The organism is Nocardiopsis sinuspersici (assembly GCF_001998325.1).
In the GTDB taxonomy this organism is placed as follows: Bacteria; Actinomycetota; Actinomycetes; order Streptosporangiales; family Streptosporangiaceae; genus Nocardiopsis; species Nocardiopsis sinuspersici.
This window is the reverse complement of record NZ_MCOK01000001.1, coordinates 1,956,465-1,977,106: the sequence shown is the minus strand read 5'-3', so window position 1 is coordinate 1,977,106 and position 20,642 is coordinate 1,956,465. Positions and strand designations below refer to the sequence as shown.

At 72.5% G+C, this 20,642-nt stretch carries 15 protein-coding genes; 11 read left to right on the top strand and 4 right to left on the bottom strand.

Annotated elements, in window-relative coordinates:
• Window positions 1-16 precede the first annotated feature (16 nt).
• Entirely contained in the window at window positions 17-1,120 is a 1,104-nt protein-coding gene (locus NOSIN_RS08315; RefSeq protein ID WP_077690177.1) for an endo-1,4-beta-xylanase, read from the top strand.
• A 28-nt stretch (window positions 1,121-1,148) separates the two neighbouring features.
• Here the strand turns inward: NOSIN_RS08315 and NOSIN_RS08310 are convergent, their stop codons facing one another.
• Window positions 1,149-2,135: an MBL fold metallo-hydrolase gene (locus NOSIN_RS08310; protein WP_077690176.1), complete on the bottom strand. Its 987-nt coding sequence runs from the start codon at window positions 2,133-2,135 to the stop codon at window positions 1,149-1,151.
• A 143-nt stretch (window positions 2,136-2,278) separates the two neighbouring features.
• Window positions 2,279-3,106 carry a serine hydrolase gene (locus NOSIN_RS08305; RefSeq protein ID WP_077693489.1) on the bottom strand — a complete coding sequence of 276 codons (828 nt, stop codon included), beginning with the start codon at window positions 3,104-3,106 and terminating at the stop codon, window positions 2,279-2,281.
• Between the two features lie 44 nt (window positions 3,107-3,150).
• On the opposite strand from NOSIN_RS08305, the gene NOSIN_RS08300 reads away from it, so the two are divergent.
• The 5 genes from NOSIN_RS08300 (at window position 3,151) to NOSIN_RS08280 (ending at window position 10,698) form a co-directional block, all read left to right on the top strand.
• A complete protein-coding gene (locus NOSIN_RS08300) occupies window positions 3,151-4,125 on the top strand; it encodes a LysR family transcriptional regulator (RefSeq protein ID WP_077690175.1) in 975 nt (324 codons plus the stop codon).
• 183 nt (window positions 4,126-4,308) lie between these two features.
• Entirely contained in the window at window positions 4,309-5,238 is a 930-nt protein-coding gene (locus NOSIN_RS08295) for an aminoglycoside phosphotransferase family protein (RefSeq protein WP_077690174.1), read from the top strand.
• A gap of 221 nt (window positions 5,239-5,459) precedes the next feature.
• Window positions 5,460-6,974: an FAD-dependent oxidoreductase gene (locus NOSIN_RS08290; protein WP_077690173.1), complete on the top strand. Its 1,515-nt coding sequence runs from the start codon at window positions 5,460-5,462 to the stop codon at window positions 6,972-6,974.
• 422 nt (window positions 6,975-7,396) lie between these two features.
• Complete coding sequence (locus tag NOSIN_RS08285) at window positions 7,397-9,574, top strand: amylo-alpha-1,6-glucosidase (RefSeq protein WP_077690172.1); 2,178 nt, start codon at window positions 7,397-7,399, stop codon at window positions 9,572-9,574.
• A 5-nt stretch (window positions 9,575-9,579) separates the two neighbouring features.
• Window positions 9,580-10,698 carry a glycosyltransferase family 4 protein gene (locus tag NOSIN_RS08280; protein WP_077690171.1) on the top strand — a complete coding sequence of 373 codons (1,119 nt, stop codon included), beginning with the start codon at window positions 9,580-9,582 and terminating at the stop codon, window positions 10,696-10,698.
• A 358-nt stretch (window positions 10,699-11,056) separates the two neighbouring features.
• Here the strand turns inward: NOSIN_RS08280 and NOSIN_RS08275 are convergent, their stop codons facing one another.
• Together NOSIN_RS08275 and NOSIN_RS08270 are read right to left on the bottom strand one after the other, a co-directional pair.
• Window positions 11,057-11,758 (bottom strand): pentapeptide repeat-containing protein, encoded by a 702-nt coding sequence (locus NOSIN_RS08275; RefSeq protein WP_077690170.1) that lies wholly within the window; start codon window positions 11,756-11,758, stop codon window positions 11,057-11,059.
• 80 nt (window positions 11,759-11,838) lie between these two features.
• Window positions 11,839-13,410, bottom strand: a complete 1,572-nt coding sequence (locus NOSIN_RS08270; protein WP_077690169.1) for a PucR family transcriptional regulator — start codon at window positions 13,408-13,410, stop codon at window positions 11,839-11,841.
• 260 nt (window positions 13,411-13,670) lie between these two features.
• Here NOSIN_RS08270 and NOSIN_RS08265 point away from each other — a divergent pair, with 260 nt between their 5' ends.
• From NOSIN_RS08265 to NOSIN_RS08245, 5 genes are all read left to right on the top strand, one after another.
• The gene (locus NOSIN_RS08265; RefSeq protein WP_077690168.1) at window positions 13,671-14,540 is read left to right on the top strand and encodes an FAD binding domain-containing protein; all 870 of its coding nucleotides are present in this window, start codon (window positions 13,671-13,673) and stop codon (window positions 14,538-14,540) included.
• Window positions 14,531-15,046, top strand: coding sequence for a (2Fe-2S)-binding protein (locus tag NOSIN_RS08260; protein WP_077690167.1), 516 nt, complete (start codon window positions 14,531-14,533; stop codon window positions 15,044-15,046). The genes NOSIN_RS08265 and NOSIN_RS08260 overlap by 10 nt, the downstream gene beginning before the upstream one ends.
• Window positions 15,043-16,425: an 8-oxoguanine deaminase gene (locus tag NOSIN_RS08255; protein WP_077690166.1), complete on the top strand. Its 1,383-nt coding sequence runs from the start codon at window positions 15,043-15,045 to the stop codon at window positions 16,423-16,425. The genes NOSIN_RS08260 and NOSIN_RS08255 overlap by 4 nt, the downstream gene beginning before the upstream one ends.
• Window positions 16,425-18,857, top strand: coding sequence for a xanthine dehydrogenase subunit D (pucD, locus tag NOSIN_RS08250; RefSeq protein WP_077690165.1), 2,433 nt, complete (start codon window positions 16,425-16,427; stop codon window positions 18,855-18,857). Before NOSIN_RS08255 ends, pucD begins: the two co-directional genes overlap by 1 nt.
• A gap of 220 nt (window positions 18,858-19,077) precedes the next feature.
• The gene (locus NOSIN_RS08245) at window positions 19,078-20,523 is read left to right on the top strand and encodes an NCS2 family permease (RefSeq protein WP_077690164.1); all 1,446 of its coding nucleotides are present in this window, start codon (window positions 19,078-19,080) and stop codon (window positions 20,521-20,523) included.
• Window positions 20,524-20,642 lie beyond the last annotated feature (119 nt).

Below are 20,642 nucleotides of genomic sequence, written 5' to 3'. Positions count from 1 at the left end.
GATGAGGAACAACAGGATGCGCGGCGCGGCCTCCACCCGATGGCACCCACCCACCCGTGGACGCGGGGCCCTGCTCACGGCAGGGGTCCTGTGCATGGTGGTCCTGGTGGTCTCCGCGATCCTCGCGGTCGCCCTGCCCCACCCCGAACAGGAGCAGCCCACGCGGGGGCTGCCCCACCTGGCCCGCGCCCACGGAATCGACCTGGGGGTCGCGGTGGCGGTCAACCCGCTGACACACGACACCCGGTACCAGTCCGTGGTCACCGAGAACTACACCTCGGTGACCGCCGAGAACGCCATGAAGTGGGAGCACGTCCAACCCGAGCGGTCCCGGTTCGACTGGAGCGGACCCGACGCCGTGGTGGACTTCGCCGAACGCAACGGCCTCGACGTGCACGGGCACACCCTGCTGTGGCACAACCAGCAGCCCTCCTGGCTGGCACAGGGTGACTGGAGCGCGCAGGAGCTGCGCCAGGTGCTGCGCGAGCACATGGAGGCACTGCTGGGGCGCTACCAGGGGCGCGTCACCTCCTGGGACGTGATCAACGAACCCTTCCAGGACCACGGGCCGCGGCTGCGCGAGAACCTGTGGTACCAGGTCCTGGGCGAGGACTACATCGCCGAGGCCCTGTCCATGGCGCACGAGATCGACCCCGAGGCCGAGCTGTACATCAACGAGTTCGGCATCGAGGGCGGCGGCGCCAAGACCGACGCCATGTACTCCCTGGTGACCGACCTGCTCGACCGCGGAGTGCCCCTGCACGGCGTCGGATTCCAGGGGCACTTCGTCCACGGCAACGTCCCCCAGGACCTGGCCGAGCACATGCGCCGCTTCTCCGACCTGGGGCTGGAGGTCACCGTCAGCGAACTGGACGTGCGCATCCCCCAGCCCCCGCGGGAACAGGCACTGAGGCAACAGGAACAGGAGTACCAGCACGTGGTCCAGGCGTGCCTGGAGGTGCCCCGGTGCGTGGGCGTGTCGGTGTGGGGGGTCAGCGACCAGCACTCCTGGATCCCCGAGTGGTTCCCCGGATACACCGCCGCACTGCCCTTCGACGAGGACTACGAACCCAAACCCGCCCTGGACGGCATGACCGAGGCCCTGTCCCGGCGCCGCTGAGGACGCCGGGCACACCCCGGTCCCCGGGCTAGAACGTGTAGGGCGTCAGGTACTCGGGCACCACGACACGGCTCCCGGGCGAGACCCGGCGCACCAGGGCGGTGAACTCCGCCACGCTCATGCCCTTCCCGGTACCGTCCACCGGCGGGTTGGCCAACGCGCGCTCGAAGTGGTCCCAGTGCACGGGCACCACGGTCCCGGGCCGCTCCAGCGCCTCCAGCAGCCGGGGCACGTACTCGTGCGTACTGGAGGTGGAGGGCAGCGCGACCATCGCCACGTCGGGCGCCAGCCCGGCCACCTCGCGCTCGGCGAAGTCACTGGCGCCCATGAAGAACACCGAGGGCCCCGACGGCGGGGTGACCTGGAAGGCCAGCGTGTCACCCTCGGGCAGGTCCGCGATGGTGGCGGGCTTTCCCGGCACCTCCACCCGCACACCCGCGAAGGTCACCGAGTGGTTCGCGTTGCGGCTGTGCCTGGAGGAGACGACCTCCACCACGCACCCGTCGAAGTCCAGCACCTCCCCGCCCCGCACCGGGGAGGTCTGCCCCACGGGGACCCCCATCGCCTGCGCCAGGTGGTACGTGGTCAGGGTGCCCACGACCTGGGCGCCGGTGGTGGTGGCGATGTGCGGCACGTCCGAGAAGTGGTCCCAGTGCGTGTGGGTGACCAGGACGACGCCCCCGTCCCCGATGTCGGCGGTGTGCTCGTCGACGGTGCCCGCGTCCACGGTCAGTCGCGTCGCGGCGTCGAACTCGCGGTCGGGGTCGAACAGGCCGGTGCTGAACCGGGTGAGGAAGGGATCGACCAGCACCGACGGCCGGCCCGGCATGTCGATCCGCCAGCCGCTGGTGCCCAGCCAGCGGAAGACGGCCCCGCCGCCCCCTCCCGTGGGGGAGGCCCCCGGTGCGGCCGCCGCGGCGGTGGCGTGGGCGGGCGCCGCCGCGCCCGCCAGCAAGGGGGTGAGCGCCCCGCCCGCGACCGCGCCCCGCAGGAATCCCCGTCGTCCGATCGACATGTGCTGACCTCGTTCTCTCTGGCCTGATGGGTCGAACGGCGCACAGACAAACACGGTTCACGACACAGCGTCCAATAAGCGGCGCGACCGGTTCCGATAGGTGTTCGCCTATCGGAACCGGTCAGCGCCGCGCCGACCGTCCCTCAGCCACCCGAAAACGGAGCACGCAACCGCTCCACGGCCTCACGCGCGGCCCGTCCCAGGGCCATGTCGGCCTCCAGGGCGGTGCGCCCCGTATCGGGGCCCACCGCGCACACGGCGACGGCGTAGCGCCCACCGTCGGGGTACTCGACCACCCCCGCCTCCATACGCAGCCCGGGCAGGGTCCCGGACTTGACGCTGACACGGACGTCGGGGCCAAAGCCCGAGGCGATGCGGGTACGCACCAGCTGACGCGCCATGAGGTCGCGCACGAACGCGCACGCCTTCGGCGGAGCGGCGGCGTCGGTCCACACCAGCCGCAGGAGCCGGGTGATGTCGGCCGGGGTGCTGGAGGTGGTCCGCGAGGGATCACGGGCCAGGAGGGTGGCCGGATCGGTACCGGTGGCGTCGCTCTCGTCGAGCAGGGCGTGCAGCAGGGCACGGGGGCCGCCGGTGAAGCGGGTGCGCTCCAACCCCAGCTCCACGGCGAGCAGGTGGACGGGCTCCACACCCACACGGTCCACGATCAGGTCGGCGGCGGTGTTGTCGCTGATCGTCATGGCCAGCAGGGCACAGTCACGCAGGGACAACTCGACGTCGTCGGCGAAGTCGGCGGTGCCCCAGCCCCCCAGCCGGTCGTCACGGCGCACCACGACCCGCTCGGTGGGGTCCACGAGCCCCGTGGAGGCCTGACGGGCGAACTCCAAGGCGATGAGGACCTTGGCCACGGAGGCCAGGACGACGGGCTCGTCGGCCAGACGGCCGACCTGTCCGGTGCCGTCGATCTCACGCGCGTGGACACGGACGACGGGGGTGCTGGCGGTGGTCACGGCGCTCACGCTAGCGCCCTCCGGCGGTGGTCTAGAGTCGGGCCGTGGATCTTGGACGGCACCTGCGGTACTTCCTGGTGGTGGCACGGGAGGGTCACTTCGGCGAGGCCGCGGTGGAACTGGGCATCGCCCAGCCCGCGCTGAGCCAGTCCGTGCGCCGCCTGGAGGAGGAACTGGGGGTGGCCCTGTTCGACCGGTCGCGCCGCCGCGTGGAACTGACCCCCGCCGGACGGCTGCTGGTCTCCCAGGCCCGCGACCTGGTGGCGGGCGAGACACGCCTGCGCGAGACCATGAGACGCGTCCGCGACGGCGAACTGGGCACCCTGCGAGCGGCGGTACCGCCCGCGACACCGGCGGTCGCGCTGCGCGGCCTGGTGGAACAGATGGCCGACCAGGCACCGGGCCTGGAGGTGGACCTGTGCGAGATGGCCGGCACGGAACTGGTCCGCGCGCTGGGCGAGGGATCGGTGGACACCGGACTGCTGACCGCGCCCTTCGAGGGTGCGGGACTCCTCGGCCAGCCGGTGCACCGCGCGCAGCTGGGCGCGGTCCTGCCGCGCGGTGAGGCGCTGGCACGCGCCGACTCAGTGGACCTCGGGGACCTTGCGGGACGGGATCTGGTACTGCCCGCGCGAAGAAACGCCCCGGTGTGGTTCGAACGCGTCCTGGCGGTGTGCCGGGAGAGCGGCTGGATACCGCCCCGGGTACGTGAGGCCGGCGACACCGAGTTCCTGCTGGGACTGGTGCTGGTCCGGCGCGGAGTGGCCCTGGAGACGGCGGCGGTGGCCGCGCGGGAGCCGCGTCTGGCCTGGCGGCCCCTGACCGGCGCACCGCTGCACCGGCGCACGGAGGCGGTGCGTCCGGCCCAGGACGCCCACCCGGCCGCCGTGGCCTTCGCCGAGGCCGCCGCACGGGTCCTGGCCCGTCCTCCCGCGAACGGCGGGTCGCTGACGGTCGGCGGCGGCCACCGCCCCTGGTCGCGGGTGTACGGGGAGGGACCCATCACCCTGCCCGGATGACACGGCCCCCGCCGAGGCCCCCGGGCCGGGACCCGCCCGACACGCGCAGAAGGGGTGCGCGGCACCGGCCACCGGGTACGGTCACGGCGACCGACCACGGCAGCGAGGTGACCGGCATGCGTTAGACACGCGCCCCTCCCCCCGCTCCTTCGACCGGACCCCACGACGAAGGAGAGGACGAACATGCGCGAGAGCACACCCCCGGTCCCCATGCCCGAGGAACTGGCCAGGACGGTCAGTGGCTTCTTCGGCCCCGAGTGGGTGGACCGCCTGCCCCGGACGGCCGCCCGCCAGTGCGACCTGTGGCGGCTGCGCCCCACCGGCGACCGGACCCTGTACGGAGCGGTGTCCCTGGTGCTGCCGGTACGGTGCGCCGACGGCACCCCCGCCGTGCTCAAGGTGCTGCCCGTGGACCAGGAGAGCGAGGGCGAACCCGACGCGCTGCGCATCTGGGCCGGCGACGGCGCGGTACGCCTGCTCGCACACGACCCCGGGAGCGGGGCACTGCTCCTGGAGGCCCTGGACCCGGACCGCTCCCTGGACGGCGTGGAGGTGGACCGGGCCCTGACCGTGATCGGCGGCCTGCTCGCCCGCCTGAACGCACACCCCGGCCCGACCGGAATGCGCTCCCTGGGCCCGATCACCCGGGCCCTGGTCGAACGCGCCCGCCCCTTCCTGGCGCACGAGCGCCTCGACCACCGGTTCCGTCGGCTGCTGGCCCGGTGGACGGCCGTCGCCCGGGAGATGGCGGCCCAGCCCGGCGACCGGCTCCTGCACTGGGACCTGCACTTCCAGAACGTGCTGGCCCCGCTGCCGGGCACCGGCCGGGAGCCGTGGGTGGCCATCGATCCCAAGCCACTGGTCGGCGACCCCGGGTACGAACTCCTGCCCGCGCTGCGCAACCGGTTCGCGGAGGAGGCCGACCCGGGCGGGGAGGCCCGGTCGGTGCGCCACAGGTTCGACCTGCTGACCGAGGCCGCCGGGATCGACCGTGGGCGGGCCCGCGCCTGGACACTGGTCCGGGTGCTGGAGGACTGCGTGTGGCGCCTGGAGAGCGGAAACCTCCAGGCCCCGCACCCCCAGGTGGTGATCGGCGAGGCCGTGGCCGACTGAGCACGGACCGGCCCCGAAGCAGCACACACCCCCTCCTCGGCTCCGAAGCGGCCGGGGCCGGACCACCGGGACGTGATGGCGATCGCGAACAATGGGTAGCGTCGTAGTCACTGTCGGATGCGCGGGTGTCGACGACGCCCGCGCCGAGGCGCCTGAGGACCTGGGCGCCGCGAGCTCCGGCCGGTGCGGTCATCGGCACCGGCCGGTTCGGGGGGCGAGCGATGCGGCACGCGAGTGTGTGGACCACCGCGAAGGACCGGCCGGGGTTTCCCGGCCTGCGCCAGGACATGGAGGTCGATGTCGCGGTGGTGGGAGGCGGCCTGACCGGACTGACCACCGCGCTGCTGGCGCGGCGGACCGGTGTCGGCACGGTCGCGGTGCTGGAAGCCGGACGCCTGGGACAGGGCACCACAGGGCACACCACAGGGAAGGTGACCTCCCAGCACGGGCTGGTGTACGCGCAGCTGACCAGCCGGTACGGCCAGGACCAGGCCCGTATGTACGCCGACGCCAACCAGGCCGGTGTGGAACTGGTCGCCGCGCTGACCGGTGAGTACGGCATCGACTGCGGTCTCACCCGGGCACCCGCCCTCGCCTACACCCGCGATCCGGGGCAGCGCCGGGCCCTGGAGGAGGAGGTGGCGGCGGCCGTGCGCCTCGGCCTCCCCGCGTCACTGGTGGAGTCGGCCGGCCTGCCCTTCGAGATCGAGGCGGCGGTGCGGTTCGACGACCAGTCGCACTTCCACCCGGGGCGGTACGTCGCCGGCCTGGCCCGGGCGCTGTCGGCGTCCGGCGCGTCGGTGTTCGAGCACACCCGCGCGTTGGAGGTGGAGGAGCACCAGGACGGCACCGTGCAGGTGCGCACCGCGGACGCGACGGTCCGCGCGAAGTCCGTGGTGGTGGCGACGCTGCTGCCGATCGGCATGATCGGGGGATACTTCGCCAGGACGCGCCCCTCCCGGTCCTTCGGGCTGGCGGCCCGGCTCCGCGGTCCGGCACCGCGGGAGATGACGATCTCGGCCGACCCGCCCACCAGGTCCACACGCCCGTGGCCCGACGGCGGGCCCAACGGGCTGATCGTGGTGGGCGGCGGTCACGAGACCGGCACCGAACGGGACACCCAGGCGATGTGGGAGGACCTGGAGCAGTGGACCAGGTCCACCTTCGAGGTGGACTCGGTGGAGTACCGCTGGTCGGGCCAGGACTACACCACCGCCGACCAGGTGCCCTACATCGGCCGTTCCCCGGCGAGCGACCGGGTTCTGGTGGCGACGGGGTTCGGGAAGTGGGGCTTGAGCAACGGCACCGCCGCCGCCGTCATGCTGGGCGACCTCCTGGCAGGCCGTGACCATCCCTGGCTGCCGGTGTTCGACGCGACCCGTCTCGGTGACGCCAAGGCCGTGGACCGACTGGTCAAGGACAACCTCAAGGTCGGTGCGGACCTGGTGGGCGGGCACCTGGACCGCCTGCGTTCCCACCACGGCCGCCACCTGGCCCGGGGCCAGGGCGGGGTCATCGACGTCGACGGTGACTCCGTCGGCGCCTACCGCGACGCGGAGGGCGGACTCCACGCCGTCGGCCTGACCTGCACCCACATGGGCTGCCGACTGGCCTGGAACGCGGCGGAGACCAGTTGGGACTGCGGCTGCCACGGCTCCCGGTACGACCCCGACGGCAACATCCTCAACGGGCCGGCGGTCAGGCCCCTGCCCACCGTCGACCTCGACGACGACTGACCCCACCGGGCCGCGGACGTGGCCGCCGGCCGCCGGGCAGAGGTTCCTGCCCGGCCGGCCGCGGATCACGAGTCGTGGGGAGGCCGGCCCCGCGGTCGGCCTCCCCACGACTCCCCCGACCCCCGGACACGGCGGAGAAGAAAGGGAGAACAACATCCCCCAGTGCTTTTGGCACACCGAATTCCTGGGTATTCACATTCGCCGCCGCCGCACAAGACACGCGTCCTTCTCCACGGACCCGGCATTCACCCTCGGCGAACCGCGGGAGGCGTTCTTCCTGAAAGGGCACCGACCCTGCTCAGAGCGCGTACGCATTACACCCCCGGAAACACGGAGGCCGCCTTCTTCGGTTGTCATATATTTAACGAACAATAGCGGGGGATACACGGGTCCACCGGTCCCGTCCAGGGATACTCGCTCCCATGACCGCATGGAACGTCGACGCCGGCTCCGCCGGAACCGGAACAGGAGCGGTGACCCTCGTCGAGGGGTCCTCCTTCTCCATCTCCGCGGAACACGGCGACATGTCCGCCGACCGGCCGCACGGAGTCTTCCACAACGACACGCGCATCGTGTCGCGATGGGACCTGAGGGTCAACGAGGAACCGCTGGAGCCCCTGGCCGCGATGGTCCGTGAGCCCTACCGCGCCACGTTCCTGGCCCGGGTGAAGAACCCCGAGCAGCCGGACAGCACCCTGCTGATGGAGCGGGAACGACGTGTGGGGACCGGGCTGCGCGAGGACATCACGATGCGCAACCTGGGCCGGGAACCCGCCACCTGCACGGTGACGCTCGCGGTGGAGGCCGACTTCGCGGACCTGTTCGAGGTCAAGGAGGGCCGTATCCGGCGCCGCGGGGACTACTCCTTCCGCACCCAGAGCAACCGGATGCTCATCGACCACGAATGGAACGGCCGAAGGCAAGGCGTCGTCGTACAGGCGGACGACGCCACGTCCGTACACCGGGGAATGCTCACCTTCGAGGTCGTGATTCCGCCCCATGACGAGTGGTCGACCACCGTCCTGGTGCGCCCCGTCGTCGACGGCGAGGAGCTGCGGACCCACTTCCCGGTCGACCGACCCGTCGAGGAGTCCGTGCCGGCCCGCCGCTTCCAGACGTGGAGCAGCAGCAGCCCCAGGGTCACCACCGACAACGAACCCCTGCAGGCGGTGCTGAGCCGCAGCCAACAGGACCTGGGAGCACTCCGGGTCTTCGACCCCCGCCACCCCGACCGCGCGGTCGTCGCCGCCGGCGCACCGTGGTTCATGGCGCTGTTCGGCCGGGACTCCCTGCTGACCTCCTTCATGGCGCTGCCCATAGACCAGTCCCTCGCACTGGGCACACTCCAGACCCTCGCCGACTACCAGGGAGCCGAGGAGGACCCTTCGACGGAGGAACAGCCCGGCCGGATCCTGCACGAGGTGCGCCCGGGCACCTCCGACACGGTCGGCCTCGGCGGCGGGAACGTCTACTACGGCACAGCCGACGCCACACCGCTGTTCGTCGTGCTCCTCGGCGAACTCCACCGGTGGGGACTGGCGAGCAAGGAGGTCGAGGCACTCCTGCCGCACGCGGACCGCGCGCTGGAGTGGATGCTGCACCACGGAGACCTCGACGGTGACGGCTTCGTCGAATACCACAGAGCGAACGAACAGGGCCTGCTCAACCAGGGATGGAAGGACTCCTGGGACGGTGTGAACTTCGCGGACGGCCGGCTGGCCGAGGCGCCCATCGCCCTGTGCGAGGTACAGGCCTACGTCTACGGCGCTTACAGGGCACGTGCCCACTTCGCCTCGGACACGGGAGACGAGCAGACCGCCCGGACCTGGACGGACCACGCCGACCGCCTCAAGAAGGCGTTCAACGAGCGGTTCTGGCTGCCCGAACGGGGCTACTACGCCCTGGCGCTGGACCGCGACAACCGACCGGTCGACTCCTGCACCTCCAACATGGGCCACTGCCTGTGGACCGGCATCATCGACGAGGACAAGGCGCCGCTCGTCGCCGAACGGCTGTTGGATCCGACGATGTTCACCGGCTGGGGAGTGCGGACCCTCGCCAGTGACATGGGGGCCTACAACCCGGTGAGCTACCACAACGGGTCGGTGTGGCCGCACGACAACGCCATCGTGGCGGCCGGACTGATGCGCTACGGGTTCGTCGAACACGCGCAGCGCATCGCCATGGGCATGTTGGAGGCCGCCACCCGGTTCGACGACCGGCTGCCCGAGCTCTTCTGCGGCTTCGCCCGCGACGCCTACCCCGACCCGGTCCCCTATCCCACCTCCTGCTCACCCCAGGCATGGGCCGCGGCCACACCGATCCACCTCGTCAGGACCCTGCTGCGCTTCGACCCACAGCTGCCGCACGGCGAACTGTGGCTGGACCCCGCCTTCCCGCCCGCCTTCGGACGGCTGCGTATCGACCAGGTGCCGATCGCCGGATCCCGGCTGTCCATCGACGTCAACCAGGGCTCGACCACGGTCGACGGGCTTCCCGACGGTGTACGGCTGGTCCGGCAGGTCCGCCGGCTGACCCCGTCCGGTGACCAGACGGCACCCGCAGAACCGGACAGGAACAGCGACGCCCGCGAAAGGTGATTCCCATGTCTCACTCCGGTGCCCGAGGGCCCGTGCGGCTGATCCTGCTCGCGCCACCGTGGTACGAGGTGCCGCCCGCAGGCTACGGGGGTATCGAGGAGATGCTCGCCGAACTGTGCGACCAACTGATCGGATTCGGCCACGACGTGACACTGGTGGGCGCGGGACGGTCGGCGACCGGGGCGAGGTCGCACTCCACCTACGACAAGCCCCAGGGCGAGCGCATCGGGGAGAGTGTCGTCGAGGTCGCCCACGCGGCCGCCGCGCAGCGCGTCATCGAGGAGCTGCGGCCGGACCTGGTCCACGACCACACCCTGGCCGGGCCGCTGGCGGCCCCGGCACGCCCGGTCCCCACCCTCGTGACCGCGCACGGGCCCGTGAACCAGGACTACGCCATGTACTACGGGTCGCTGGGCTCCGCCATCGGACTCGCCGCGATCTCCCACGCACAGCGGCGCACGGCTCCGGAGCTGCCCTGGGTGGCCACCGTGCACAACGCGGTGGCCCTGCACCGCTACACCTGCCGCTCCCGCCGGGAGAAGGAGGACTACGCCCTCGTCCTGGGCCGGTGCACCCCGGACAAGGGCATCGACACCGCGATCCTCGCCGCACGTGCCGCCGGCCGCCGGACCGTGCTCGCCCTGAAGTGCTCCGAGCGCGGGGAGCAGGACTACTTCGACGCGGCCATCCGTCCGCTGCTCGGCCCCGACGTCGACTACGTCGGCGAGGCGTCCGCGGAGGAGAAGACCGAACTGCTGGGCCGGGCGGGATGCCTGCTCTTCCCCGTCCGCTGGGAGGAACCGTTCGGCATGGTCGCCATCGAGGCGATGGCCTGCGGGACCCCGGTCGTCGCGTTTCGGCGCGGCGCACTGCCCGAGACGGTGGTCGACGGCGTCACCGGTGTACTCGCCGACCGGGAGGCGGAGCTTCCGGCGGCGGTCGACACGGCCATGGAACTAGACCCCGGCACCTGCCGGGAGCACGTATGCCGCAACTTCACCGGTGAGACCATGGCCCGCGGTTACGAGCGCGCCTACCTGTCCTTCCTGGACCGGGTGAGGGACCCCGTCGAACACGGACCCCACGAGCACGCGGGGCGGCCCGCCTCTCTGTCACGGCCCTGACGCCCCGGAGCCGAAGGAGGGACCACCTGCTCGGCGCGCGTTCGGAGGGTCGCCGTGTCGCGCGTCGGGTACGGCCCTCTCTTGGTCACTCTTCTCAAGGATGTGTAACAGAAGCAGCACCTTTACGACGTAGATTCTTGGCTGTGTCCCAAGGCGGCGGCACGGACCCGGGCGCGGTGTCCGCTGGGCGGTGTTTCCTTGGGGCTGCGCCGCGCTTCGCCTCGTGCCCGGACGCGGAAGGTACGGGAACCCGCGGTCCCCGCGGTGCGCCTCACAGGCGCACCCGCGGGACCTCCGCCGGCCCCGCCGGCGCCCTCGTCACCCCCAGCGGCGCAGGACCGGGTCCACCGGACAGGACCTAGTCCATCACCGTGATGCCCAGCGCGGCCAGGATCGTGCCCGCCTGCGCGAAGCCGATACTGGCCCCGCGCAGGTATCCGGCCTGCTCCAGGGTGGGCTCCCCCAGGTCGGCGCCGCGCAGGTCGGCGCCCCCCAGCCGGACGTTGACCAGGTTGGCGCCGCGCAGCCGCGAGTCCACCCACACCGTGTCGCGCAGGTCGGCGCTGGCCAGGTCGGCCTCGTCCATGCGCAGCCCCTCCAGGGTCTGTCCGCGCAGCGTGATGCCCTTGCAGCGGGCCAGCATCAGGTTGCAGTGGTCGAAGGTGTAGCCGATCCCCCGCAGGGAGTTCAGCCCCGCCCCGGTCATCCGGCAGCCCGTGAAGGCGGTGTCGGTGAGCAGCGCACCCTGCCAGCGGGTGTTGGCCAGGTCCACCCTCTCGAAGCGGGCGTCGGTGCACTCGGTGTGCGCGAACACGGCGCCGGCCGCGCTGCCGCCGGTGAACCTCGCCCCCTCCAGGAGGGCCCGCTCCAGGCGGGCTCCGTCCAGACGGCAGTCGTGGAAGACGGCGCCGACCAGGTCGGCGTCGGACAGGTTCGCCTCGGTCATGTCGCAGCGGGTGAACACGCGCGGCCTGTCGGGGGGATCGGCCAGGACGTCGCGCAGGTCGGCGCCGGACAGGTCCGCGTCCGTGGTCTCGGGGAGGGAGAGGTCGGTACTCATCGTGAGGACCCTAGCGGCGACCGGTGACACTTCCACGCACGGCACGGCTCCTCCCCCGCCCCCGCGGCGGCCCCGGCCCCTCAGTCGCGGAGCTTGAGCGCCAGGAAGAGGTCCACCCGGTGCTCCAGGCTGCTCAGGTCACGGCCGGTCAGGTCCTCCACCCGGCCGATCCGGTACCGCAGCGTGTTCACGTGTACGTGCATGGCCGCGGCACAGCGCTGCCACGACCCCGAGTGGGCCAGGAACTGCTCCAGGGTCTCCACCAGCTCGGAGCGGTGGTCCCGGTCGTAGGCCAGCAGCGGTCCCAGCAGCCGCTCCCGGTAGGAGGACTGGACCTCCTCGGGGACCGAGGCCAGCAGCAGCTCGTGCGAGTCGATCTCGGCCCCGGCGATCACCCGGGACCGGCCGCCGCGCAGCTCGGCCAGGCGGCGGGCGTGGCGGGCCTCCACCGTGGCGCCGCGCAGCTCGGGCACGTCCCGCACGGCCGAGCTGAGGCCGACGGCGAGCCGGTGGTCGAGCAGTCCGCCCTCCAGGACGCGGGCCCGGTGGAGCAGTTCGGCGCGGACCTCCTCGGCCCGGGCGCGGGCGTCGGTCTCCGGGCCGTCCACGGGGACGACGGCCAGCGTGTCCTCGTCCCCGGTGACGACGGCGCCGGGGTGGTCGGCGACCAGTTCGGCGACCACGCGCCGGGTCAGGTCGGGCACGCGGGGTTCGGGCAGCATCACGGCGCTGACCACGACGTGGCCGCCCTCCCCGCCACCGGCGGGGCCGGTACCGCGCATGAGCTCGGTGACCTCGTCGAAGCGCTGGGCGGCCAGCAGCCGGGGCAGTCCCTCCAGGTGGCGGGCGCCGGTCAGGGCGCGCTCCTCGATGCGGCTGCGGGCGAGCACGGCGATGGACGCCAGCTCGGCCACGGACTCGTGCACCTCCTCGGACCAGGTGGTGTGGTCGCCCTCGCAGACCAGCAGCCAGGAGGCCAGGGGATGGGAGTCCTTGGTCTGGACGGGCAGGACCGTCACCGTCCGCCCGTCCTCCTCGGGCAGGCGGACGGTGTGCGGGAAGGACGGACGGGTCAGGGCCCGTGCGGCGATCCACTCGCGGCCGTCCTGGGGCAGGGGCTCGCCGGAGGCGGCGACGTGGCGTCCGCTGGAGGAGACGATCCACGCGGTCAGTCCGGCCTGTCCGGCGGCCTCGGCGAAGGTGCGGGGAAGGTCGGCGCCGGAGGCGACCTCCGCGATGAGGCGCCGGTGGCGGTCGCGGGTCTCGGCGATGGAGCTGAAGCGCTGCTGGGTCAGGGCGCGCAGCACCTCCTCGGTGACCGCGCCGAAGGAGGTCTCCGGGGGCACCTCCACCAGGGGCAGGTCGTGGGCGCGGCACGCCTCCACCAGGTCGGGCGGGACCTCGCCCAGGGCGGTCCCGACGCCGAGGGCGACCGCCCCGGCACCCGCGATGGAGGACACGAAGGTCTCGGAGTCCTCAGGGCGGGTACGCCACATCATGCCGGTGAGGACGAACTCACCTCCGCGCAGGTAGCGGGCGGGTTCGAGCAGATCGGTGGTGTAGGCCCACCGCAGGACGCGGTGCGCGTGCTCCGCACCCGTCAGAAACCTCAGGTGCAGCCGCTTGACCGCGATCAGCTCACTGATCCGCATGAACGTCCCTCTTGTCGCTCGTGTGGTGTGCGGCGGTGGCGGTGGCGGCTGTCGCCGTTCCCGGAAGCGCCGCTTGTAGGAAACGCCCAACGATAACCGTTCGTCGCGCGGACACTTCATGTCTTCACTTGCTGGTAAGGACCATGTCTCCAGTGGTGTACTTCACAGCACCACCCCATCAACCAGGGACAACGCGACTGACGAAGGACGCGCCGACCGTGTGCGAGCGGCGGCGAGAACTCGGCGACAAGAGGACGAGCATGGAGTTCCTGAGCCCCTCCACACTGGAGGAGGCACTCGAGGCGAAGAGCGCCCATCCCGACGCGGTGCCCATCATGGGCGGCACGGACGTGATGGTGGAGCTCAACTTCGACAAGAGGCGCCCGCCCGCCCTGATCGACCTGGCCCGGATCCCGGAACTGGCCGAGTACGGGCCCGACGGCGACCGTACCCGCCTGGGCGCGGGCGTGCCCTACACCACGGTGATCGAGCACCTGTCGGGGCGGGCCCCGGCCCTGGCGAAGGCCTCCAGGTCGGTGGCCTCCCCGCAGATCCGCAACCGGGGCACCGTGGGCGGCAACCTGGCCGGCGCCTCGCCCGCGGGCGACGCCCACCCGTCGCTGCTGGCCACCGACGCGACCGTGGAGCTGGCGTCGGTGCGCGGCCGGCGACGGGTGCCCGTGCGCGAGTTCTTCCTGTCGCTGCGCAAGACGGCCAGGAGCGACGACGAGCTGATCACGGCGGTGCTGCTGCCGGAGCCGTCGGGCCCCCAGCAGTTCGCCAAGATCGGCACGCGCAACGCGATGGTCATCGCGGTGACCTCCTTCGCGCTGGCCCTGGACGGAGAGCGCAGGGCCGTGGGCACGGGACTGGGCTCGGCCGGGCCCACGCCGCTGCGCGCGGAGGCGGCCGAGGAGTTCCTGGCCCAGGAGTTCGACTGGGAGGGCGGCCGGTCGCCCTCGGAGGCCACCGTGCGCCGGTTCGGCGAGCTGGTGGCCGCGGCGGCCCGCCCCATCGACGACCAGCGGGGCAGCGCCGAGTACCGCCGACACGCCCTGGCGGTGATGGCGCGCCGCGCGCTGAGCTGGTCGGTCACCGACTACCGGAAGGGAGTCACGCGATGCGCGTGAGTTTCAACGTCAACGGCGAGGACGTGACCGCCGACGATGTGTGGCCGGGCGAGAGCCTGCTGTACGTGCTGCGCGAGCGGCTGGGGCTGCCCGGCAGCAAGAACGCCTGTGAGCAGGGCGAGTGCGGTTCGTGCACGGTCTACTTCGACGGTGTGACGGCGTGTTCGTGCATGATCGCCGCCGGGCAGGCGCAGGGGCGCGAGGTACGCACCGTGGAGGGCCTGGCCGAGGGCGCCGGCAAGGGCGCCGAGCGCGCGCTGGGCACGGTGCAGGAGGCCTTCGTGGAGGCCGGCGCTGTCCAGTGCGGCTTCTGCACGCCGGGCCTGCTGGTGCAGACCGACGACCTGCTGGAGCGCACGGTGGGCGCGGGGCTGCCCGCGCCGGGCGACGCCGAGATCCGGGAGGCGCTGGCGGGCAACCTGTGCCGGTGCACCGGGTACGAGAAGATCATCGACGCGGTGCACCTGGCCGCCGGGCGCCGCGCCGAGGCCGGGAGCGGAGCATGAGCGCGGCCGGCACCACCTCCGTGGCCGGCGGGGCCCTCGCCATCGAGGGCGCCCACGTGGTCACCGTGGACGGCGCCGAGTACGCCGACGGGCACGTGGTGGTCCGTGACGGCCGGATCACCGCCGTGGGCGCGGGCCCGGCCCCCGGCGCCGAGGGCGCCGAGCGCGTGGACGGGCGCGGGTGCATGGTCACCCCGGGCCTGGTCAACACCCATCACCACCTCTACCAGTGGGCGACCCAGGGGCTGTTCGCCGACGGCACGCTCTTCGAGTGGCTGGTGGGCTCCTACGAGATCTGGGGCCGCCTGAACGCCGACGTGGTCTCGGGGACCACCTCGGCCGGGCTGGCCCACCTGGCCCTGTCGGGGTGCACGACCGCCTCCGACCACCACTACGTCTATCCCTCCGGCCGGGGCGACATCGTGGCCGCGGAGGTGGAGGCCGCCCGCGAGGTGGGCGTGCGCCTGGACCTGGCCCGCGGGTCGATGGACCGGGGCCAGAGCCAGGGCGGGCTGCCCCCGGACGCCGTCGTGGAGTCGCTGGAGCAGGCCCTGTCGGGTACGGCGTCGGCGATCGAGGCCCACCACGACCCCTCCCCCGAGGCCATGACGCGGGTGGCGGTGGCGCCGTGCTCGCCGTTCTCGGTCTCGCGCGGGCTGATGGTGGAGGCCGCGGCGCTGGCCCGGGACAAGGGCGTGCGGCTGCACACCCACCTCGCCGAGACCCTCGACGAGGAGGAGCAGTGCCTGGCCGAGTTCGGGTGCACCCCCGTGGAGTACGCCGAGAAGCTCGGCTGGCTGGGCGAGGACGTGTGGTTCGCGCACGCGGTGCACCTGTCCGACGCGGCGATCGGGCGGATCGCGGCCACGGGTACCGGGGTGGCGCACTGCCCCACCTCCAACGCCCGTCTGGGCGCGGGGATCTGCCGGGTCACCGAACTGCTGGACGCGGGCGTGAGCGTGGGGCTGGGCGTGGACGGCCCCGCCTCGAGCGAGCTGACCCCGCTGGCCGGTGAGATGCACCAGGCGCTGCTGATGGCCCGTGCCCGCAGGGGCCCCCAGGCGCTGACCGCCCGCCAGTCGCTGGAGATGGCCACCCTGGGCGGGGCCCGGGTGCTGGGCCGCGACGCCGAACTGGGTTCCCTGACGGTCGGCAAGCTCGCCGACATCGCCCTGTGGCGGATGGACGGGTTCGGCCACGACGTGATCGAGGACCCGGTGGTGGCGGCGGTCTTCGGACCCACACCGCCCCTGGAGCGGCTCTGGGTCGGCGGGAACACCGTCGTCGACCGGGGGGAGCTGCGCACCCTGTCCGCGGAGACCGCCGCCGCGCGCGGCCGCGCGGCGCACCGAACCCTGACCCAGGAGGTGAGCCGCTGATGGCGGTGACGACCCGTACCGTGACGGACCTTTCCAGCACCACCAAGGACGGGGTGGGCGCCAGCCCGCGCCGGCCCGACGGAACGCTGAAGGTCACCGGTGAGTTCGCCTACTCCTCGGACATGTGGATGGAGGACATGCTGTGGGGGGCGACCCTGCGCAGCCCCCATCCGCACGCGAGGATCCTGGGCGTCGACGTCACCGAGGCGCTGAAGGTGCCGGGGGTGTCCGCGGTGCTCACCCACGAGGACGTGCCCGGCGACAAGCGCTACGGGCTGGAGCACCAGGACCAGCCGGTGCTGGCCATCGACAAGGTGCGCTACAAGGGCGAGGCGGTGGCCGTGGTGGCCGCCGACCACCCCGAGACGGCCCGGCGCGCGATGGAGCGCATCCGGGTGGACTACGAGGTACTGGAGCCGATCAGCGACTCCCGCAGGGCGGCTCTGGACCCCGACTGCCCTCTGGTGCACGAGCCGGGCACGATCCCCGAGCACCCCGAGTACAACCAGCGCGGCAACCGGCTGCGCTACCAGCCGGTCCGCACGGGCGCCTTCACCGAGGCCGCGGGAGCGGCCGGGCGCGAGAGCGGGGTCCTGGAGCGGCTGCGCGCCGAGGCCGACGCGGTGGTCTCCTCCGAGTACGAGGTCGGCATGCAGGACCAGGCCTTCCTCGGACCGGAGTCGGGCATGGCCGTCCCGGCCGAGGACGGCGGCGTGGACCTGTACGTGGCCACGCAGTGGCTGCACGTGGACCAGCGCCAGATCGCCCCCGCGCTGGGGCTGCCCCAGGACAAGGTGCGCCTGACCCTGGCTGGTGTGGGCGGGGCCTTCGGTGCCCGCGAGGACCTGTCGATGCAGATCCACGCGTGCCTGCTGGCAATGCGCACCGGCAAGCCGGTCAAGTTCGTGTACAACCGCGAGGAGTCCTTCTACGGGCACGTGCACCGGCACCCGGCGAAGATGCGCTACGAGCACGGTGCGCGCGCGGACGGCACTCTGCTGTACGCCACGGCGGAGATCATCGTGGACGGCGGCGCGTACGCGTCGGCGACCCCGGCCGTGGTGGGTGTGGCCTCCTCCCTGGGCATCGGCCCCTACGAGGTGCCGAACGTGCTGGTGGACGCCTACGGGGTGTACACCAACAACCCGCCGTGCGGGGCGATGCGCGGCTTCGGCGCGGTGCAGGCCTGCTTCGCCTACGAGTCGCAGATGGACCGGCTCGCCGAGGAGTTGGGCATGCACCCGGTGGAGCTGCGGATCAAGAACGCCATGTCGCAGGGCTCGCGGATCATCACGGGCCAGGAGATCGACATGCCTCTGCCCATGGTGGAGATGCTGGAGCGCTGCCGCGACCTGCCGATGCCGCCTGAGCGCGGCGCGCTGGCCGATCCCTCCGACCTGCGCACGCTGCCGGGCGGGGTGGCGGGCACCACGCGCGGCGAGGGCGTGGTGCGCGGTGTGGGCTACGGCCTGGGCCTGAAGAACCTGTGCTTCTCGGAGGGGTTCGACGACTACTCCACCGCACGGGTCCGGCTGGAGGTCGTGGGCGGCGAGCCGGTGGTGCTGGTGCACACGGCGGCGGCCGAGGTCGGCCAGGGGCTGGTGACCGTCAAGGGCCAGATCGCCCGGACCGAGCTGGGTGTGGAGAAGGTGGTCATCGCCCCCTCCGACACCCAGGTGGGTTCGGCGGGCTCCTCCTCGGCGTCGCGCCAGTCGTACATGACCGGCGGCGCGGTCAGGACGGCGTGCGCCTCGGTGCGCGCGGAGGTGTTCGCGCTGGCGCGCGAGCGCGGGCTCGTGCCCGAGGACCTGCCGGACACCGACCTGTCACTGTCCGGCGGCAAGCTGGTGTCGGCCACGGCCGGTGCGCTGGTGTCGCTGGCGGACCTGCTGGGCGACTCGACCCAGGGCGGCACGGTGGTCGAGCAGACCCGTGAGTACCACCACCGCCCCACCGAGATGCTGGATCCGGAGCTGGGCCAGGGCGCCTCGCACACCCAGTTCGGGATGTGCGTGCACCGGGCCGTGGTGGACGTGGACGTGGACCTGGGCCTGGTGAAGGTGGTGGCGCTGGACGCGGTGCAGGACGTGGGCAAGGCCATGCACCCCCAGCAGCTGCTCGGACAGATCCAGGGCGGTTCCACCCAGGGTCTGGGCCTGGCGCTGATGGAGGAGGTCCAGGTCACGGACGGGCAGATCCGCAACCCGTCGTTCACCGACTACCTCATCCCGACGATCCTGGACACACCGCCGATGCGGATCGAGGTGCTGGAGCACCCGGACCCGCACTCGCCCTACGGGCTGCGGGGCGCGGGTGAGCCGCCGACGCTGTCGTCGACCCCGGCGATCGTGGCCGCGGTGCGCGCGGCGACGGGGAGGCCGCTGACGCACGCGCCGGTGCGCCCGGAGGACATCGTGGGCATCGAGCTGTAGCCGCGGGGCGGTGCGGCGGGCCGGCCCGCCGCACCGCCCCTCCCCGACTCTCCCGTGACCACCGGACCCGGCGGGCGCGGCCCGTGGCGTACGGGCGGCCGGGATCGGTCACCGCCAGGGACAAGGGCGTCCCGAGGCCAACCCAGATATGGCTACGCGAAGTATCCATGCAGTTTCACACGGTGGCAGATTGCCGCCCCGTCGCCCCCCAGGAGGGGACATGACCCTCGAAGACGGCGCGAAGCAGCGCAAGCAGACACCCCCGGCCCCGGACGGTCGATCCTGGCTCGACCGCTTCTTCCTCATCAACGAGCGCGGCTCCACCGTGGGCCGGGAGGTCCGCGGCGGACTGACCACGTTCATGGCGATGGCCTACATCATCGTCCTGAACCCGCTGATCCTCAGCGGGGTCCCCGACGTCAACGGGGACTTCCTGTCCGCGGCCCAGCTGACCACCATGACCGCCCTGGCCGCGGGGATGGTCACCATCATGATGGGGGTGGTCGGCCGGGCGCCGATCGCCTGCGCCGCCGCCCTCGGGGTGATGGCGGTGGTGGCCTACCAGGCCGCCCCGGTCATGTCGTGGCCCGAGGTGATGGGCCTGGTCGTGTGGCAGGGCGTGGCCATCGTCCTCATGGTCGTGACCGGTGTGCGCACCGCCGTGATGAACGCGCTGCCGCACAACCTCAAGCTGGCGATCGGGGTGGGCATCGGCCTGTTCGTGTCCCTGATCGGCCTGGCCAACGCCGGTTTCGTCAGCGGCGGCGACGGCGGCAGCCTGCTACAGCTCGGCGCGGCCGGCGACGGCGGGAACCTCGCCGGCTGGCCGATCCTGGTGTTCGTGTGCGGCCTGGTGCTGGCGAGCGTGCTGCTGGTGCGCGGAGCGCCCGGCGCGATCTTCTACGGCATCGTCGGCGCCACGGTGCTGGCGGTCGTGGTCCACCAGGTGGCCGGGCTGAGCGGTGAGGACTGGGGCGGCCGCGCGCCGGAGCTGTCCGGCAGCCCCGTGGCCGTGCCCGACTTCGGGCTGCTGTTCCAGGTCGACATGTTCGGCGCCTGGACCACCGCCGGGCCGACCACCGCCGGAGTCATCCTGTTCACCCTGGTGCTGGCCGGGTTCTTCGACGCGGTGGGCACCATCCTGGCGATCGGGGCCAAGGCCGGGATCTCCCGGGCCGACGGGAGCATGCCCCGGGTCAACCAGATCCTGGCCACCGACGGGACCGGCGCCGTGGTCGGCGGTCTGACCAGCTCCTCGGCCACCCTGGTGTTCGTGGAGTCCACGGCCGGGGTGAGCGAGGGCGCACGGACCGGGCTGTCCAGCGTGGTCACCGGACTGCTGTTCCTCACCGCGATCGTGTTCGCGCCGGTGTTCGCCATCGTGCCCTCCCAGGCGGCCTCGGTGGCGATGGTGATGGTGGGGGCGCTGATGATGGCGCAGATCCGCGGGATCGACTGGTCGGACATGTCGGTGGCCGTCCCGGCGTTCCTGACCATCGTGATGATGCCGTTCGCCTACGACATCGCCACCGGTATCGGCATCGGGATCATCGCCTACACCGTGCTGCGTTCGGCGCAGGGCCGCTTCACCGAGGTCGGCTGGCTGATGTGGGTGCTCAGCGCCGTGTTCGTGTTCCACTTCTCCATGCACGCCCTCGGGCTTTAGCGGGGTCCGTGTGACGGGCGGGGAGGCCGGGTCGCCGAGGGGCGGCCCGGCCTCCCCGCCCGTCGGGCACCGGTAAGGACACTGTGGCCCCCAGGTCAGCTACGGAGTGGTCCCCGCCC

Coding starts and splice junctions, on each gene's coding strand:
- NOSIN_RS08275 (WP_077690170.1), bottom strand. CDS start 11,758: ATGAGTACCGACCTCTCCCTCCCCGAGACCACGGACGCGGACCTGTCC.
- NOSIN_RS08285 (WP_077690172.1), top strand. CDS start 7,397: ATGACCGCATGGAACGTCGACGCCGGCTCCGCCGGAACCGGAACAGGA.
- pucD (WP_077690165.1), top strand. CDS start 16,425: ATGGCGGTGACGACCCGTACCGTGACGGACCTTTCCAGCACCACCAAG.
- NOSIN_RS08295 (WP_077690174.1), top strand. CDS start 4,309: ATGCGCGAGAGCACACCCCCGGTCCCCATGCCCGAGGAACTGGCCAGG.
- NOSIN_RS08270 (WP_077690169.1), bottom strand. CDS start 13,410: ATGCGGATCAGTGAGCTGATCGCGGTCAAGCGGCTGCACCTGAGGTTT.
- NOSIN_RS08310 (WP_077690176.1), bottom strand. CDS start 2,135: ATGTCGATCGGACGACGGGGATTCCTGCGGGGCGCGGTCGCGGGCGGG.
- NOSIN_RS08280 (WP_077690171.1), top strand. CDS start 9,580: ATGTCTCACTCCGGTGCCCGAGGGCCCGTGCGGCTGATCCTGCTCGCG.
- NOSIN_RS08290 (WP_077690173.1), top strand. CDS start 5,460: ATGCGGCACGCGAGTGTGTGGACCACCGCGAAGGACCGGCCGGGGTTT.
- NOSIN_RS08265 (WP_077690168.1), top strand. CDS start 13,671: ATGGAGTTCCTGAGCCCCTCCACACTGGAGGAGGCACTCGAGGCGAAG.
- NOSIN_RS08315 (WP_077690177.1), top strand. CDS start 17: ATGCGCGGCGCGGCCTCCACCCGATGGCACCCACCCACCCGTGGACGC.
- NOSIN_RS08260 (WP_077690167.1), top strand. CDS start 14,531: ATGCGCGTGAGTTTCAACGTCAACGGCGAGGACGTGACCGCCGACGAT.
- NOSIN_RS08245 (WP_077690164.1), top strand. CDS start 19,078: ATGACCCTCGAAGACGGCGCGAAGCAGCGCAAGCAGACACCCCCGGCC.
- NOSIN_RS08255 (WP_077690166.1), top strand. CDS start 15,043: ATGAGCGCGGCCGGCACCACCTCCGTGGCCGGCGGGGCCCTCGCCATC.